General features: G+C 30.1%; 12 protein-coding genes. 8 read left to right on the plus strand and 4 right to left on the minus strand.

The annotated features are described in order from the left end of the window. Window positions 1-77: 77 nt before the first annotated feature. Window positions 78-2,279: a tetratricopeptide repeat protein gene (locus tag H0I28_RS09045; protein WP_254712870.1), complete on the minus strand. Its 2,202-nt coding sequence runs from the start codon at window positions 2,277-2,279 to the stop codon at window positions 78-80. 390 nt (window positions 2,280-2,669) lie between these two features. On the opposite strand from H0I28_RS09045, the gene trkA reads away from it, so the two are divergent. From trkA to H0I28_RS09065, 4 genes are all read left to right on the plus strand, one after another. Beyond that, on the plus strand, window positions 2,670-4,016 hold the full coding sequence (gene trkA, locus H0I28_RS09050; protein WP_218731165.1) for a Trk system potassium transporter TrkA: 1,347 nt from the start codon (window positions 2,670-2,672) through the stop codon (window positions 4,014-4,016). Between the two features lie 2 nt (window positions 4,017-4,018). Next, window positions 4,019-5,521 (plus strand): TrkH family potassium uptake protein, encoded by a 1,503-nt coding sequence (locus H0I28_RS09055; protein ID WP_218761475.1) that lies wholly within the window; start codon window positions 4,019-4,021, stop codon window positions 5,519-5,521. 89 nt (window positions 5,522-5,610) lie between these two features. After that, window positions 5,611-6,750 (plus strand): hypothetical protein, encoded by a 1,140-nt coding sequence (locus H0I28_RS09060; RefSeq protein WP_218761484.1) that lies wholly within the window; start codon window positions 5,611-5,613, stop codon window positions 6,748-6,750. Between the two features lie 40 nt (window positions 6,751-6,790). Continuing rightward, window positions 6,791-7,837, plus strand: coding sequence for a nucleotidyltransferase family protein (locus H0I28_RS09065; RefSeq protein ID WP_218761485.1), 1,047 nt, complete (start codon window positions 6,791-6,793; stop codon window positions 7,835-7,837). Here the strand turns inward: H0I28_RS09065 and H0I28_RS09070 are convergent. Then, window positions 7,821-9,173 carry a UDP-N-acetylmuramate--L-alanine ligase gene (locus H0I28_RS09070; RefSeq protein ID WP_218761487.1) on the minus strand — a complete coding sequence of 451 codons (1,353 nt, stop codon included), beginning with the start codon at window positions 9,171-9,173 and terminating at the stop codon, window positions 7,821-7,823. The two genes, H0I28_RS09065 and H0I28_RS09070, sit on opposite strands and share 17 nt — an antisense overlap. A gap of 130 nt (window positions 9,174-9,303) precedes the next feature. On the opposite strand from H0I28_RS09070, the gene H0I28_RS09075 reads away from it, so the two are divergent. From H0I28_RS09075 to H0I28_RS09090, 4 genes are all read left to right on the plus strand, one after another. Then, window positions 9,304-15,381 (plus strand): alpha-2-macroglobulin, encoded by a 6,078-nt coding sequence (locus H0I28_RS09075; protein ID WP_218761489.1) that lies wholly within the window; start codon window positions 9,304-9,306, stop codon window positions 15,379-15,381. Between the two features lie 94 nt (window positions 15,382-15,475). Continuing rightward, the gene (locus H0I28_RS09080) at window positions 15,476-15,919 is read left to right on the plus strand and encodes a hypothetical protein (RefSeq protein ID WP_218731171.1); all 444 of its coding nucleotides are present in this window, start codon (window positions 15,476-15,478) and stop codon (window positions 15,917-15,919) included. Window positions 15,920-16,066: 147 nt separating this feature from the next. Next, window positions 16,067-16,513, plus strand: coding sequence for a hypothetical protein (locus H0I28_RS09085; RefSeq protein WP_218761491.1), 447 nt, complete (start codon window positions 16,067-16,069; stop codon window positions 16,511-16,513). Window positions 16,514-16,833: 320 nt separating this feature from the next. Next, window positions 16,834-17,316 (plus strand): outer membrane protein, encoded by a 483-nt coding sequence (locus H0I28_RS09090; RefSeq protein WP_218761493.1) that lies wholly within the window; start codon window positions 16,834-16,836, stop codon window positions 17,314-17,316. Window positions 17,317-17,348: 32 nt separating this feature from the next. On the opposite strand, the gene H0I28_RS09095 is transcribed toward H0I28_RS09090, so the two are convergent. Beyond that, window positions 17,349-17,705, minus strand: a complete 357-nt coding sequence (locus H0I28_RS09095) for a TfoX/Sxy family protein (RefSeq protein ID WP_218761495.1) — start codon at window positions 17,703-17,705, stop codon at window positions 17,349-17,351. A gap of 8 nt (window positions 17,706-17,713) precedes the next feature. After that, window positions 17,714-18,229, minus strand: coding sequence for a DUF4136 domain-containing protein (locus H0I28_RS09100; RefSeq protein ID WP_218761497.1), 516 nt, complete (start codon window positions 18,227-18,229; stop codon window positions 17,714-17,716). Between the last annotated feature and the right edge of the window lie 4 nt (window positions 18,230-18,233).

The following is an 18,233-nucleotide window of genomic DNA, read 5'->3' on the forward strand; positions in this document are numbered from 1 at the left end:
AAAATGAAAATTAACTATTTTACCTTTTTTAATCTGTTAAACGAAACCTTTTATTAAAATAATCTACTACAAAGTGATTATAATTGATTTAAAAAATTTCTATATTGTTGGTTATTTGGATACAAATCAACCAATCTTTGTAAAATATTTTTTGCTTTTGGTTTTTGATCAGATTTAGAATATAAATAAGCCAACGCATACAGTAAACCTTCATTTTGTGCATCAACTTTTAGACCAGTAACCAATGCTTTTTCACTATTTTTAAAATCTTGTTTTTTATCATACAACAACCCTAAATTATAATAAACACGAATATTGTCTGGCATTTTTGTCATCGCTATTTTAAGTTGCTCAATTGCCTCATCTTCTCTATTTAATTCTGCATACATTAAAGCAAGAGAATAATAAACAGGGCCATATTCAGGCTCTTGTTTAATTACTGTTTTAAAAGCTGCTTCAGCCTTTTCATATTCTTTAATATTATAATATAACGTTGCTAAATTTATTCGTATTTGATTGTTGATAACATCAATAGATTGTGCACTTTCAAAATTTTCTATTGCTTTTTCTATGTTCCCTTGTTTTAAAAAGTAATCTCCTTTTTTCATTCTTACCCCTACAAAATCTGAATTTGTATCGATATGTAACCAAAATTCTTTCTTTACCTTTTGATAACTTTCTTTATAAACTTCAGGCACATCTGTTTCAGCCAAACCTCCTAAACCATAGAAAGCCTTTACCCTAACACTTCTTTTTGGATCTTCTAATAAAGGTAAAAAATAGGCATTATAATCCGTGGTATTTATGCCACCTAAAACATCTACACTTGCTCCTCTTACCAAAGCAGAATCATCATTTAAAAGTGAAATATAATCTTCCACAAAATTCTGTGCATTATAGTTAGCCAACACTTTTGTTGCAGAAGCTCTTACTATTTCTGGTTGATGCGTATCGTGCATCAAATCAATTAAACCTATATGTCCTTCAGGTTGCATGGTTATTCCTGGTGCTAATTTTTCTGAATAATGAATAGAATCTACCTCTCCAAATAATTTTGTAAAATTTTCTGCCGCCCAAGCATCATCTTTATCTGTATGACAACCAGAACAAGCGTTTGGATTTCCATATTTTACACTTAAATCTGGTCTTGGTACTCTAAAACTATGATCTCTTCTAAAGTCATTTCCCATATAAAATCTTCCTGTCATGTGACAGTTAATACATTTTGCTCCATCGGTATTTTGTTCGTGAAAATGATGTGTAGGAGTATCATATTTTTCTGGAACATGACATTGGGCACACAGTTTATTACCATCAAACTTTAGTTTTAAAGAATGTGCATCATGGCAGTCTGTACAAGTTACATCATTTTGATACATTTTACTTTGCGTAAACGAACCATAGACATAATCTTCATCTAAAATTTGTCCGTCTGCTTGATATAAAGGAGCTTCTAATAATTGTGGATAATAATGATCTAACATTGTACCTTCAAAATTAAAGACTCCAGAGAACTGCTCTCTTCTCATGTGGCAACGTGCACATTGATCTACTAATTCTTTAGGCCCTGTTTCTATTGTCATTTGAAAAGTACCGCTATCCATATAATCTTCACCAAGTTTATCTACATCGGCAACATGTTCTTTTCCAGGGCCATGACACGCTTCACAATTCACGTTAATAATTGCAAATTCGGTATTATAACTATGTGTTTCTACATCGTAATTTTTACGAACATTTGTAGAGTGACAATCGGAACACATATTATTCCAATTTAAACCACCTCTAGACCAATGCAACCATTCGGAATGTACAACTTTAAAATCTGGATATAAATCGAACCATTTATTCTCTACAGAATCCCAAGCAGTTCTTAAACATTGATAATGTCCGTCAGGAAACTGAACAATGTATTGCTGTAAAGGAGTAACACCAAAAGTGTATATTATTTTATAATCGTGATTTTCACCATCTGGTCCTTCTGTATTTACATAAAAATCATTGTCTTTTTTATAAAAATGAGAAGTCACACCCTGACTTGTAAATTTCTGATTGTTAAAATCACCTAAAATAGAAACACTATCGGCAATTTCCATCGCTTTATCATGATGAGAACCTTCCCAACTTTTAAATTGATCTTGATGACATTCTTTACATTTCTGATCTCCTAAAAAATGATCATCAGGAATAATTTTTCCCGAAAGAAAAACGCTACTATCAGCTACAACTGTTTTATAATCTTCTTTTTTATCACAAGAGAAAAAAGAAATTATAAACAAAGAAAAGATTAAAAATGAGTTTATTTTTAAAAAGACGGATGAGCGTAGGTTGGTTAATTTCACGAATACTATTGTTTATAAATTGTAGCAGTAAATCTAAAATTTCTATTTAATAGAAAATAAGATATTTATCATTTTTCATAGAAAAAACATATTTTTATTGAAACAAAAAAATAGTAGTAATTGTTCATACTCTACGTTAAGCAGAAAAATATTTCTGATTATTTTATTTATATGCTGATAATATTCTACACTGATTACCTTGATATCGCTATTACCTTTACAAATACGCAAAATACCCGATACATACTTAAATTTGAAAAAATCTATTTATTTCCCTTTTCCATGAAAACTCTTTATATCTTTGCCAACACATACTACTTTTAAATTATGAAAATTATAATAGCTGGTGCTGGAGACGTTGGTTTTCACTTGGCTAAACTTCTTTCTTACGAATCTCAAGACACCTATATCATAGACTTTGATGGTGAAAAGTTAGAATATCTAAACAGCCATTTAGATGTAATTACTAAAAAAGGAGATGCTACATCCATAAAATTATTAAAAGAAATTGGAATTGAATCTGCAGATTTGTTAATTGCGGTTACCGATAGCCAGAATACCAACTTTACTATTTCTGTAATTGGAAAATCTTTAGGAGCAAAAAAAACAATTGCTAGAATAGACAATCCTGAGTTTCTAAATAATTGTGAAGTAGATTTTAAACAATTTGGTTTAGACTTTATGATTTCGCCTCAAGAATTAGCGGCTAATGAAATAAAAATGCTCTTAAATCAATCTTCATTTAATGATACTGTAGCCTTTGAAAGCGGTATTTTTAATGTGTTAGGTACACCATTAACCTATAAATCTCCCATTGTAGATTTAACCGTTAAAGATGCAAAACAAAAGTTTGCTGATGTAGATTTTATTACAATTGCAATTAAAAGACAAGGTGAATCTCAAACAATTATTCCCCGAGGAGATGTTGTTTACGAGATAGGAGACCAAGTTTATTTTTGTGTTCCTAATTATAGTATGAATGATCTTTACCCTATTACAGGTAGAAAACGACTAAAGATTAAGAATGTAATGATTCTTGGTGGTGGTAGTATTGGAGAAAAAACGGCAAGAAAACTTTGTAAAGATAATTTTAGAGTAAAACTTATAGAAAAGAAAAAAGATAAAGCAGAGTTTCTTGCAGAAGAATTAAGTGACACTTTGGTTATTAATGGTGATGGTAGAGATTTAGAACTACTAGAAGAAGAAAATATTAGAGAAACAGACGCTTTTATTGCAGTTACAGGAAACTCTGAAACCAATATTATGTCTTGTTTAGTAGCAAAATCTAAAGGAGTTAAAAAAACGGTTGCCTTGGTTGAAAATATGGATTATATCGATATTTCTCAAACTATTGGAATTCAATCTTTAATTAATAAAAAACTACTTGCAGCAAGTAATATTTTTAGACACATAAGAAAAGGTGAAATTTTAGATCTCGCCAATTTACATAACGTAGATGCAGAAATTTTTGAATTTGAAGTTCAAGAAGGTGCTAAAGTATCAGAATATCCTATTAAAGATATACGCATTCCTCGAGAAGCTATTTTTGGTGGTATTATTAGAGATAAAAAAGCAATTATGCCTCACGGAAACGTGCAAATTATAACTGGTGATAAAGTAATTGTATTCTGTTTACCAGAAGCTATAAGTGCTGTAGAACGCCTATTTAAATAAATATGACGAGTACTTTAAACACCAAAATAATATTTCGCTTTTTAGGTATTACAGCAATCTTAAACGGATTCTTTATGTTTATTGCATATCCGTTTAGCGTGTACCACGAAGAAAATGCTAAATGGGGTATTTTAAATGCAGGAATTGTAACTGTAATTACAGGACTGCTACTTTACTTTCTTAACAAGCCTAAAAGCACCAATATAAAGAAGAAAGACGGTTACTTAATTGTTACCTTAGGTTGGTTAATTCTCTCCTTAACAGGAATGCTCCCCTATTTGTTTTCTGGTACAATACCAAGCGTTGCAGATGCTTTCTTTGAAACTATATCTGGCTATTCTACCACAGGTTCATCCATTTTAACCGACATAGAATCCATGCCAAAAGGAATTCTATTTTGGAGAAGCGCAACCCACTGGATTGGAGGAATGGGAATAATTGTTCTTACCATTGCTATTTTGCCTCTTTTAGGTATTGGAGGAATGCAACTTTTTATGGCAGAAGCTCCAGGACCATCTGCAGATAAATTACATCCTAGAATTACAGATACTGCAAAACGCTTGTATTTAATTTATATATCGCTAACGTTTGCTCAATTCTTTTTATTAAAAATTGCTGGTATGACTTGGTTTGATGCCATTAATCACGCAATGGCAACAATGAGTACAGGTGGTTTTTCTACAAAGAATAGTAGTGTCGCTTTTTATAACAACTTACCTCTTGTACAGTATATTATTATCTTTTTTATGTTTGTTGCAGGTACCAACTTTGTAATTACTTATTTTGCTCTAAAAGGGAAGATTCGTAAAATTTTTGAAAGCGAAGAGTTTAAATATTACTTTGTTGGAATTATAAGTGTTTCTGCATTAATTGCTATTTTAATCATCTTTTTTCAAGACCATAATTTACAAACAACCATTCAGCACCCTATGATTTTCGGTGAAGTAGAAAGCGCTATTAGACATTCTCTATTTATGGTGATTTCTGTGGTAACTACAACTGGTTTTGTTAGTGCAGATTTTACCATGTGGAATTTCTTTGCAACAGGTATTTTCTTTGCATTGTTTTTTACAGGTGGTTCCGCAGGTTCTACAAGTGGTGGAATTAAAATAGTTAGGCATATTGTAATGCTTAAAAATAGCTTTCTAGAATTTAAAAAAGCCTTACATCCAAACGCAATTATTCCGGTACGATTAGACGGAAAATCGATACCTCCAACTATTGTATTTAATATACTATCGTTTTTTATTATTTACATGCTTATTTTTATATTAGCTTCTGTAATACTAACGCTTTTAGGCTTAGACTTTATGTCTGCTTTAGGTGCTGCAGCTTCTTCTTTAGGAAACATTGGACCTGCAATTGGTAGTGTAAGTCCGGTAGATAGTTATGCCCATTTATCTGATGCCGCTAAATGGTTTTGTTCTTTTTTAATGCTTATTGGTCGTTTAGAACTTTTTACAGTGCTTATTTTATTTACTCCATTTTTTTGGCGAAAAAATTAAATATATCATTCATTATTAAATAGTATACCTCTTAAGTTTTAAGCGTTTTTTGTTTTTTATAAATAATAAAAAAGTTACTTTTATTCTTTATGAAAAAACAATCGAAATTCTTGTATAAAACTGTTGAAGACAAAACTATTGTTTGGTTTGAGAATAGTAATGAATATTTAGTTTTAGAAAACAACACTGCAGATATTTTAAAAAGATTAAGCAAAGGGATTCCAGTAAAAGAAATTGCTGAAGCTTTATCTAAAAAGTTGGCAGTTCCTTTAGATAGAACTTTCGATTTTATAATAGATTTAGAAAAAAAGATTTACGTACCAAAAAGCAATAAAGAACCTGAAATAGTTAATGATTATAGAGATATTGAAAAGCCAAAATCTTATGAGTTTATAAAGTTCTACAAAGTAAACAATGTTGTTTTTAAAGTTTCTTATTTAAGTGAAAAAGAATTATCTCATGTGCATCCAAAATTTGCGCATTTGGTAATTGACAACACTACCAATTTTGACTATGAATTTGATGTTTTTATCAATAATAAATTTATCTTTCTTATTGTTGATAAAAAACTGATAGGTGCTTGGAGTAGTAAAAACATTCATTACTTTCAAGGAAAGTTTTCGATGCAATTTATTCAAAAAATTCATCATAAAGAAGAAGACGAATGGATGGGAGTTTTTCATGCATCTGCAGTAAGTAATGAAAAAAAATCCATTCTTTTTTTAGGTGATTCTGGCAATGGTAAAAGTACTTCTTTAGCACTTTTACAAGCAAAGGGTTTTACTTGTTTAGCGGATGATTTTGTACCTATGGATGTAGAAAAAAGAGAAGTATATAGTTTTCCTGCATCTATATCTATCAAAAAAAGTAGCTTAGAAACCTTACTTCCCATTTATCCCGAATTAGAAACCACAGCTGAATATAATTTTACCAGATTAAATAAAATTGTACGTTATTTAAAGCCAAATAACACAAATTATTTTAATCACTTACCGTGTAATGACTTGGTTTTTATTAAATATGAAAAAGACGCTGAAATAGCTTGTGAAAAAATTTCTAAAATTGAGGCGTTTCAGCAATTAATTCCAGATTCTTGGATTTCTCCAAAATTAGAAAATGCACAAGTATTTTTAGATTGGTTCAGTTCTTTAAATTGCTATCGCTTAACGTATTCTAAGAATGAAGAAATGATTGCAACTGTTTCTAAGATTTTTAGTGATGAATTATAAAGAAACACTCTTTTTTATCGCGAAATGTTTAACAATTTCTTTGAATAAAGGAAACAAAGAAGAAATTGAAAATCAATTAAAAACTACAGAAATAGATTGGGAAGCTGTAGTAAAAGTAAGTACCGGTCATTTTGTATTTCCTGCTTTGTATTGCAACCTTAAAAGAGTCAATTTCTTGCATTATTTACCAGAAGAATTGGTGAATTATATGATTCATATTACTGATTTAAATAGAGAAAGAAATAAGCAAATTATTGATCAGGCTATAGAAATAAATGCTCTTTTATTGGCAAATCATATTACTCCTATTTTCTTAAAAGGAACAGGCAACTTACTTGAAGGATTATACGAAGATATTGCAGAGAGAATGGTTGGCGATATAGATATAATTGTTTCGAACACTGATTTTAAAAAAGCCATTCAACTTTTAAAAAGCGAAAAATATTCCGCTAAAAATGAGGTTTACATGAACTTTCATTGGCACTATCCAAAAATGGTAAAAGAGAACCGTATTGCTGCCATAGAAGTGCATAATAAGGTTTTAAAGAAACCATACACCCAATATTTAGATTACCAAACTCTAAAAAAAGACTCTTTTTCTGTAAATAAAATTACAGTTGCTTCTTTTGAAAATCAATCTTTAATTACAGTTTTACAAAAACAGATTAATGATAATCTTTATTTTTCTAAAACAATTACTTTAAGAAATGCTTATGACAGCTATTTATTAGCTAACAAAACAACCTTAAAAAAGAGAGTTTTAAATAATAAAAAGTTAGAGAAATATCTTAATAATTATGCAATTGTTGCATCAGAAATATTGAATCACCCAAAAAGTTTATCTTTTATTAAAAATGAAGAAGCTTCTAAATATTTAAAATCTTACCTTTTAATTTTAGAAAATTCCCAAGCGGAAATCAAAAAAATTAATCGAATTAATTCTTATATAAAATTAAAAGATAAGCTAAAAATTCTACAATATTCTTTTACTGATAAAGAGTATCGTACATATACATTTAGGCGTTTTAAAAGTGTTCCATTTTATTTAAAACAACTTGGTTTAAAAAAAACTAAACCAAATTCTTAACCTCTTCAAAATCTAAACCTCCATAATTACCCGAACTCATTAAAACCACTGCTGATTTTTCTAAATTCTGACTGAATAAAAAGGCTTTAAATTCATCTGGATTTGTATAAATAGTTAAATCGTCTCTTTCAAAAGCGTTTGCAATTTGTTCCGCCGTAACTGCAGATAATTGTTTTATTTTTACAGCATGCGGAGAATAAAACACCACCGCTTTATCGGCCGCATCTAATGCTCCTTTATATTCTGCTAAAAATTCTGCATTTAAACTAGAATATGTGTGTAACTCTAAACAAGCCAAAACAGTTCTCTCAGAATACTGTTCTTTAACCGCTTTTGTAGTTGCAGCCACTTTACTTGGCGAATGTGCAAAATCTTTAAAAATTACTGTTGATGGAGTTTCAATAATCTTTTCTAATCGTTTACTTGCACCTGCAAAACTAGCAATGGCTTCATAAAAATCATCTTCATCAACTCCCATATGTTGACAAATCCACTTTGCCCCGGCTAAATTCTGAAGATTGTGCTTTCCAAAAATCTCTAATGGTAAGTTTCCTTCTGCTGTTTCTAAATAGGTAATTCCGTTTTCAATAAAATGTTCTGGTGTTGTGTAAGGATATTTTTTAATATGATTTTCTGATGATTCCACAACGTCTTTTACAATGGCATCTTCTTCATTATACACCATACTTCCTCCATTTACCATAGAATCTGTAAAGATTTTAAACTGATCAACATAACCTTCAAATGTTGGAAAAACATTAATATGATCCCAAGCAATTCCGCTTAATAAAGCAATGTTTGGTTTGTATAAATGAAACTTTGGTCTCATATCAATTGGCGAACTCAAATATTCATCACCTTCTAAAACAATAAAATCGTTTTCTTCAGTTAAATGCACCATGGTTTCAAAACCCTCTAATTGTGCACCAACCATATAGTCTACTTCTTTTTCATGATAATTTAACACATGTAAAATCATAGAGGTGATGGTAGTTTTTCCGTGAGAACCACCAATAACAACGCGCGTTTTATCTTTAGATTGCTCATATAAAAACTCAGGATAAGAATAAATTTTTAAACCTAATTCTTGGGCTTTTAATAATTCTGGATTATCTTTTTTAGCATGCATACCTAAAATAATCACCTCTAATTCGGTTGTTATTTTCTCTGGAAACCAGCCAAATACTTCTGGCAATAGCCCGTATTTTTCTAATCGAGATTTAGAAGGATTATGAATTGTATCATCAGATCCAGAAACTTGGTATCCTTTTTGGTATAAAGCAATTGCAAGGTTGTGCATGGCACTTCCGCCAATAGCAATAAAATGAATTTTCATCGAACAAAATTTAAAAAAGTAAAAATACAAAAGCTTACTACAATATAAAGTATCTTTAGACGTAAACTCTAATAAATTTTGATTTACAAGCTAATTTGTAGGTGCTTTAAAAGCATAAAATAAATTGATTATGAAAAAACTGACAACAACACTAATAATGATTATAGCTTTCTCTTCTTTTTCTAATGCTCAAGACTCTTTTAATGACCTTTGGTTACAAGTAGATAGGTTTGAAAAAGACAACTTACCAAAATCTGCTTTAAAAATTGTAGAAGATATTTACGCTAAAGCGGATAAACAAAACAATGCACCTCAGTTAATAAAAACGCTGTTTTATAAAAGTAAATATTCTTTAACCTTAGAAGAAGATGCGCAATTAATCATCATTGATAATTTAAAAAAACACATTGCTAAAAGCGAATTTCCAACAAGAAACGTATTAGAAAACATACTAGGAAATTTATATTGGCAATATTTTACTGAAAATAGATACAAGTTTTACAACAGGACAAAAACGGAAGCTAAAGTAGATGAAAACGATTTTAGAACTTGGGATTTAGAAACTCTTTTTAAAGAAATTCACTGTCATTTAGAAGCTTCCTTAGAAAATGCAGCAGAATTACAGAAAACAGATATTTATGACTATTCAGATATCTTACAAATCACCAAAGATTCTAAAACATACAGACCTACTTTATATGATTTTTTAGCAAATAATGCTTTAGACTTCTATAAGTCATCAGAAACTAGTATTACAAGACCGTCTTATAAATTTGTGTTAGATAATTCAGATTTTTTATCTGATTACAACACCTTTTTAGACATAAAAATAGAAACTGAAGATCACTTATCATTACAATTTAATGCGTTAAAAATATATCAGAATTTAATTCAGTTTCATACTAAAGAAAACAATTTAAACGCTTTAGTAGATATTGATATTCAACGTATAAACTTCATTTACGAACACGCTACTTTTAGCGACAAGCAGAAAATTTATCTAAGTACATTAAATAAAACGAAACAATATTTTAACAAAAATAAAGTAAGTGCTTTATATACTTTTCAAATTGCAAAACATCATAGAGAGCTAGCCAATAACACACTTGCTTTCTCAATTTGTAATGAGGTAATTAATGAGTTTCCCAAAAGTATGGGAGCACAAAAATGTACAGTTCTTAAAAATAAAATTTTAGAGAAATCACTTTCAATAACAGCAGAACAATTTGTGCCTATAAACACCAATTCTAGAGCATTGATCAATTATAAAAATATTGACAACCTCTATTTTACAGCGTACAAAATAACAAGTACAGAACTAGAAAAATTCAATAAAACGTATAATACAGCTGATAAAATAAAGTTTATAAACACTTTAGAGAAGAACAAAAACTGGAATTCAAAACTAAGAAATGAGCAGGATTACTTGCAACATACTACAGAGGTAATTCTTCCAAAATTTGACAACGGAAACTATTTAATTGTTTCTTCTGTAGATGAAATTATTGGAGAAAACTCCATTTTTGGAACAACTACAATTCAAGCAACCGATTTAACTTTAATTAAAAACAATTTTGATGACAAATACAATTATCAAATTGTAGATAGAAATACAGGTAAACCTGTTAAAAATGCAGAGGTATCTCTATCTAACAACCAACCTAGAAGAGGTGCTACTATCAATAAAAAATTAACGACAGATAAAAACGGATTTGCTTCTTTTAAAAGTGACGATTATTACCAAGATGTAATTATTACAGTAAAAACTAAAGATGATGTTGGCACTTTTGGAAATCATTATTTATATAAAACCAATAGAAGACAAACGAATAAAGCGAACGAAAGCTTGCAATCTTTTATTTTTACAGATAGAAGTATTTACAGACCAGGACAAACCGTTTATTTTAAATCAATCGTTATCAAAAAACAAGGAGAAGAATCGACTGTTTTTACGGATGATTTTATAGAAATTAATTTAAAAGATGTAAACAATCAAACGGTAAGTACACTCGAATTAAAATTGAATGAATTTGGTTCTGTTGCAGGTGAATTTATCTCACCAAACAACGGTTTAACGGGTCAGTATGCAATTGAAATAAAACAAAGTTCGAAAAGTAAAAATACTATTCGTTTAAATAATAATCGTTCTTATATTTCTGTTGAAGAATACAAAAGACCAAAATTTGAAACAGCATTTAAACCAATTACAGAAAGTTATAAAATTAACGATGCTATTACCATAAACGGATTTGCAAAAGCATTTTCTGGTGCAAATATTACAGATGCAAAAGTGGTGTATCGTGTACACAGAAAAGTGCAATACCCAAATTGGTATTATTGGAGAAAACCAAATCCTGCTTCTAGTTCACAAGAAATTATAAACGGAGAAACTATTACTGATGAAAATGGCGCGTTTAAAATAGTTTTTAATGCCATTCCTGATGAAAGTGTTGATAAAGAAAGTCTGCCTATTTTTAATTATGAAATCACTGCAGATGTTACTGATATCAACGGAGAAACTCGCAGTGCAACTAGCATTGTAAATGTTGGGTATCATGCTTTAGTTGCAACTATTTTATCAGAAAACAACATCGATAAAAATAGTGATGACAATATTTTAAATATTGATACAAAAAACTTGAACGGTGAGTTTATTCATGCAAAAGGAAATATTAAAATATACAAATTAGAAGCACCAAAAAAACCGTTAAGAGACAGACCTTGGGGAGCACCAGATTATCAAGATATTTCAGAAAATGAATTTAGAAAGCTATTTCCTCATGACGCGTATTCAGATAACGAAATGAATGCTACAAACTGGAAAAAAGGAACTCTTGTTTTTAACGAAAACTTCAACACAGAAACTAGTAAAAAGCTCCTTCTAAAAAATACCGGAAATTGGCTTTCTGGTAAATATAAAATAGTTTTAGAAAGTAAGGATAAATTCAACCAAAAGGTAAAAAACCAAAAAATAGTTACGCTTTTTGCTACCAAAGAAAAACAAGTTGCAGATAATAATTTATTTGTAATTCATGCAGATAAACCTTCTTATCAAATTGATGATATCGTTGAAATCCAATTAGGTTCTGCATCTAAAGATATTACTGTAATTGTACAAATTGAAAAAAATCATATAATTATAGAAACTCGTTTAATTAAATTAAACAACGACACAAAAACGATAAAAATACCGGTGAACAGAGAAGATCTTGATGGTTTTGCTGTAAAGTATCACTTTGTAAATTATAATTATTTTAAAAGTGGAAGCTTATTAATTAATGTAACTGAAGAAAAAGAAAGCATAGAAATTGAAACCAATATATTTAGAGATAAGTTATTACCAGGACAAGATGAAACTTGGAGTTTTACTATTAAAAATGATAAAAACGACCAGCTTGCAGCTGAAGTTTTAGCTTCTATGTATGATGCTTCTTTAGACCAGTTTACACCTCATCAATGGAGTTTTAACCCGATAGCTTCAAAGCCAAAATATTATTCTTACACACATAGTAATGCGAATAGTAGTTTTAGCAACACTTATTTTAACGTTGTAAATACCCAAAGAAATCTATCAGGTTACCCAACAATTTCTTATGATACTTATAATTGGTTTGGGTTTCGTTTTGGAACGAATAGAAATCTTTATTTAAGACATTCTATGGCTAAGAGAAGTGCTCCAAGCCCAGAAATGATAATGGTTGTTGAAGATGAAGCTGAAGTCTCAGAAACAATTATTGAATCTACAGAATCCGATGAAAGTGAAATGGTTGATGATGTTTCATTCGTTAAAGAGGAAGAAGAAAAAATCGATTTAGAAGGAATACAAATCAGAAAAAACTTTAATGAAACTGCTTTCTTTTTACCTCAATTAAGAACTGATAAAAACGGACAAGTAAGTTTTTCTTTTACAATGCCAGAAGCATTAACTAAATGGAAATTGCAATTATTAGCGCATACAAAATCGTTAAAATCAGCAACAAAAACATTAGAAACGGTTACTCAAAAAGAATTGATGATAGTACCAAATGCACCAAGATTTTTACGAGAAGGAGATAAAATTACGCTTTCGGCAAAAGTAACCAACTTAACAAATAATAAATTAAGTGGTTTTGCTAAACTAATTTTAACCGATGCCATTACAGGAAAAGAAATTGATATAGCATTAGAAAACTTAAACTCCACCAAAAACTTTACCGTTGATAGAGATGGAAATACCAATGTTTCTTGGAATTTATCAATTCCGGAAACTGTACAAGCTGTTCAGTATAAAATTGTAGCTAAAGCAGGTGATTTCTCTGATGGTGAACAAAATGTTTTACCTGTTTTATCCAACAGAATGTTGGTTACAGAAACTTTACCAATGTGGGTAAAATCTAACGAAACTAAAACTTTTACCTTAGATAAGTTAAAGAATAATACTTCTTCTACTTTAAAAAACCATAAGTTGACTTTAGAAATGACATCAAACCCAGTTTGGTATGCTATACAATCTTTACCATATTTAATGGAATATCCATATGAGTGTGCAGAACAAGTTTTCTCTAGATATTATGCAAATACCTTAGCTAGTTTCGTTGCAAATTCTAACCCAAAAATTCAAGAAGTATTCAATGCTTGGAAATCTTCTGATGCGCTTTTATCAAACCTAGAAAAAAATGAGGAATTAAAATCATTAATTATTCAAGAAACTCCTTGGTTAAGAGATGCGCAATCTGAAACCGAGCAAAAAAAGAGAATTGCTCTATTATTCGACTTGAATAAGATGATAAATGAGCAAGAAAAAGCTATCCATAAATTAGAAGACATTCAGATGAATTCTGGTGGTTTTCCTTGGTTTAAAGGTAGTAGAAATGAAAGCAATTTTATTACACAACATATTGCAACTGGTTTTGGTCATCTGCAAAAATTGGGCGTTACAGATTTAGATGCTTCAACAAAAAAAATGATTGAGAAAGCTGTACAGTTCTTAGATGAAGAAATAGATGATCAATACAAGAAGTTATTAGACAACGCAGAGCAAATAAAACAGAAAGCAAAAACAGAAAAGAAAGGTAAAAAAGCATATGATAATTATTTAGCTAAAAATAATTTGAACTATTTTACCATTCAGTATTTGTATATGCGTAGTTTTTACAACAACATTTCTATGGATAACAACTTGCAAAAAGCGGTTGATTATTACAGAAATCAAACTGTTACCTATTGGAATGATTATAATTTATATGCAAAAGGACAAATTGCTTTATCACTTTTTAGAAGCGATGAAAAAACAACTGCTAATCAGATTTTAAAATCGTTAAAAGAAAATTCAATTACTTCAGATGAATTAGGAATGTATTGGAAAGAAAACGCTGCTGGTTACTATTATTATCAAGCTCCTATAGAAACTCAGGCATTAATGATTGAAACATTTTCTGAAATAGAAAACAATACAGAAACCATTGATAACCTAAAAATTTGGTTACTTAAAAATAAGCAAACTAATAGTTGGAAAACGACCAAAGCAACCTCCGAAGCCGTGTATGCATTATTGTTAAATGGAACTAATTGGATTTCAGTTACAGAAATGGTAGATATAAAAGTTGGTGACAAAGAAATTAACCCAACAAAGTTGGAAGAAGTAAAAGTAGAAGCCGGAACTGGTTATTTTAAAACTTCTTGGAAAGGAAATGAAATCACACCAAAAATGGCAACAATTACCATCAATAAAAAAGGAGAAGGAATTGCTTGGGGAGGTTTGTATTGGCAATATTTTGAAGATCTAGACAAAATTACTTCCGCAGACACACCTTTAAAACTGGATAAGAAATTATTCTTAAAAGTAAATTCAGACACAGGAAAAGAGTTACAGGAAGTAACAAAAAATACACAGTTAAAGGTTGGCGATTTAATTACAGTTAGAATAGAACTAAGGAGCGATAGAGATATGGAGTTTATTCACATGAAAGACATGAGAGCTTCTGGAGTAGAGCCTATAAATGTTTTATCTAGCTATAAATGGCAAGACAATTTAGGATATTACGAAAGCACTAAAGATGCTGCAACAAACTTCTTTTTTGATAGATTACCAAAAGGAATCTATGTTTTTGAATATGATGTGAGAGTTAATAATGCTGGAAATTTCAGCAACGGAATTACTACCATACAAAGCATGTATGCTCCAGAGTTTAGCAGTCATTCTAAAGGTATAAGAATTAATGTGTTATAAATTTAAGCATATTACCTAGCAAAATAATACCCCTTATATTTTGAAACAAGAGTTGAAAGGTTGTAATTTGGGGCAACCCCCAATTTGACATAAAATGCAAAAAATATTATTAGCCCTCAGTTTAATATTTGTAGTAAACTTAACAGTAAAATCCCAAAATATATCAGACCATGCAATTGGTGTACGTATAGCCGGCGGAAATGGAACCGGAGGAGAAATCTCCTACCAAAAACATTTAGACAATAACAACCGTTTAGAAGTTGACTTAGGAATAGCCAGCGAAATTAACGACTTTAAATTAACAGGTACATACCAATGGCTATGGAGCATTGAAAAACAATTTAACTGGTACGCCGGAGTTGGTGGTGGAGTTGTTTCTGCTAGTAAATTTGGTGTTTATGGAGCCGGAGTTGTAGGACTTGAGTATAACTTTGACGCTCCAATAGTAGCTTCCTTAGATTACAGGCCAGAACTTGGTTTCTCTGGTTCTTTTGGTTTTATTTCCAATATAGGTTTAGCTGTAAGGTATCAATTTTAAAAAAAAAGAACCTTTTAAAAGCCCTTCTACTTTAAAACTAGAAGTTTTTTTTATGTGTTTATCTTTGGATTAACATTTTAATGACAAAGTTCATTTAGATTAAATTATAAATATAACTTTGTCCTTTAATAAAAAACACACTTAATTATGAAAAAAACACTTTTAATTATCGGTCTATTAGTAGCAGGAGCATTTTCTGTAAATGCACAAAGTATTTCTGAAAATGCAATAGGTCTACGATTTAGTGGAGGAAATGGAGTTGGAGGAGAAATCTCTTACCAAAAAGGATTAGGAGATAACAACCGTTTAGAAGTAGATTTAGGTTTAGCAAACGAGTTTTCTGATTTTAAAGCAACAGGTTTATACCAATGGGTTTGGAATTTAGAAGATAGATTTAATTGGTATGCAGGTGTTGGTGGTGGTCTTGTTTCTGCTAGCGGAGCAAGTATCTTTGGAGCTGGTGTTGTAGGTATTGAATATGATTTTAATGCACCTATTTTACTTTCTTTAGATTACAGACCTGAAGTAGGTATTTCTGGTAATTTAAATGGTGTAAATTCAGATATATCTTTAGCTGTAAGATATCAATTCTAAATAGAATACTTAACATAATGAAAGATCCTCTAAATTAATTTTTAGAGGATTTTATTTTTTACTCACTTTATCTAGCGTATTAAAAGCTAATTACATTCAATAATTTAAACCTAATGCTCCAAATTAGAAATTTACTTTTAAATAACTCAGGTAGTTTAGTTTATGCTATAGGTTTTAAAATTATTCTACTTTTTTAAACCTTATACTGTAGACTAAAGTTTCTATCAAAAAACCTTTTGAATCAATAATTCAATCGATAAAGGTCATTTAAACGCAGTAATACATCTAAATTTGAACTATAATAAAAAACACACTTAATTATGAAAAAAACACTTTTAATTATCGGTCTATTAGTAGCAGGAGTATTTTCTGTAAACGCACAAAGTATTTCTGAAAATGCAATAGGTTTACGTTTAGGCGATAATGATGGATTTGGAGCAGAAGTTTCTTACCAAAGAGCTTTAGGAGATAATAACAGATTAGAAATTGATTTAGGGTTAAGAAACAACACAAACTACGACGGTTTTAAGGCTACAGGTATTTACCAATGGGTCTGGAATATTGAAGGAGGTTTTAATTGGTACGCAGGTGTTGGTGGTGGTTTAGGAAACTATAGTGGAAAAGACAACAACGATGATTTTTCTGAAACATTTGCTTTTGCAGCTGGAGATATTGGAATTGAGTATAATTTTACAGACGCACCAATATTACTTTCTTTAGATTTAAGACCAGAATTTGGTTTTGGAAATACATATAATGATTTTGATAACGACATAGCATTTGGTATCAGATACCAATTCTAGATAATAAAAGATTATATAAAAAATCCTCTAAATTAATTTTTAGAGGATTTTCTTTTTTTACTCGCTTTTGCTAGCGGATTAAAATCTAAGGCCAACTGCAACCAATAGTTTAGGTCTTCCTCTAAATCTACCGCTTCTTCAGAGAGAAATACAAAACCATTCATCGGTTTTCCTGTAAAATTCATTTTATTACAACCATCCTTTACTAAAGATTCTTCATAAACATCAGGATTAATACGTGCCATAATTTCCGCTTTTATTACAGCAACATACATTTTATCATCTAGCATAAATAACAAGCCTCCCATCATTTTTTTAGTGATAAAGAAAACACTTTTCTCTTTTAAAAATTGAGAAACTCTATCTGCTAAATATTCACTATAAGCCATTATTATTTTTATTTAAGCGGATAACTTTGTAATATTTTATGAAAAACTTCTTTAAAATAAAGTATTCTTTTTTCTGGACTTCTTTTCTCTTTTATAGTTGATGTTAAAATTCCTTCCCAAAAAAGCTGGTTGGTTTTGGCATCTACAAATTCTACCATTATTTCTTCATCGAGTTTTTTTCCGCCAATTGGTATTCCTCCAGAAACTCCAATTCCACCATTTCTTCCTCCACTTCCTAAACCAATTGCAATAGTATTAGTAACTTTAGGTGCTGATGTTTTTGCCTTAAAATTGATATAAAAATCTGGTTTTTCTACCTCATTGAATCCTAATTCTCCCATTTCTTCAAATAGAGCATCTGCTGCCCTATCTACATCAAATTCATTTAAACCTGCACCAATATCATCAAAAAAAGCATAGGTTTTATATTCCTTAAAGTTGGTATTCTCATCATAATCTGTAATTACTTTAGATGTTGAGCAACTCATTAATAGGAGTAAAATAAAGTATTGGACTTTTTTCATCAGA

The organism is Polaribacter sp. AHE13PA (assembly GCF_019278505.1).
Taxonomy (GTDB): domain Bacteria; phylum Bacteroidota; class Bacteroidia; order Flavobacteriales; family Flavobacteriaceae; genus Polaribacter.

Coding starts and splice junctions, on each gene's coding strand:
- H0I28_RS09070 (WP_218761487.1), bottom strand. CDS start 9,173: ATGAAAATTCATTTTATTGCTATTGGCGGAAGTGCCATGCACAACCTT.
- H0I28_RS09095 (WP_218761495.1), bottom strand. CDS start 17,705: ATGGCTTATAGTGAATATTTAGCAGATAGAGTTTCTCAATTTTTAAAA.
- H0I28_RS09075 (WP_218761489.1), top strand. CDS start 9,304: ATGAAAAAACTGACAACAACACTAATAATGATTATAGCTTTCTCTTCT.
- H0I28_RS09090 (WP_218761493.1), top strand. CDS start 16,834: ATGAAAAAAACACTTTTAATTATCGGTCTATTAGTAGCAGGAGTATTT.
- H0I28_RS09100 (WP_218761497.1), bottom strand. CDS start 18,229: ATGAAAAAAGTCCAATACTTTATTTTACTCCTATTAATGAGTTGCTCA.
- H0I28_RS09080 (WP_218731171.1), top strand. CDS start 15,476: ATGCAAAAAATATTATTAGCCCTCAGTTTAATATTTGTAGTAAACTTA.
- trkA (WP_218731165.1), top strand. CDS start 2,670: ATGAAAATTATAATAGCTGGTGCTGGAGACGTTGGTTTTCACTTGGCT.
- H0I28_RS09060 (WP_218761484.1), top strand. CDS start 5,611: ATGAAAAAACAATCGAAATTCTTGTATAAAACTGTTGAAGACAAAACT.
- H0I28_RS09085 (WP_218761491.1), top strand. CDS start 16,067: ATGAAAAAAACACTTTTAATTATCGGTCTATTAGTAGCAGGAGCATTT.
- H0I28_RS09055 (WP_218761475.1), top strand. CDS start 4,019: ATGACGAGTACTTTAAACACCAAAATAATATTTCGCTTTTTAGGTATT.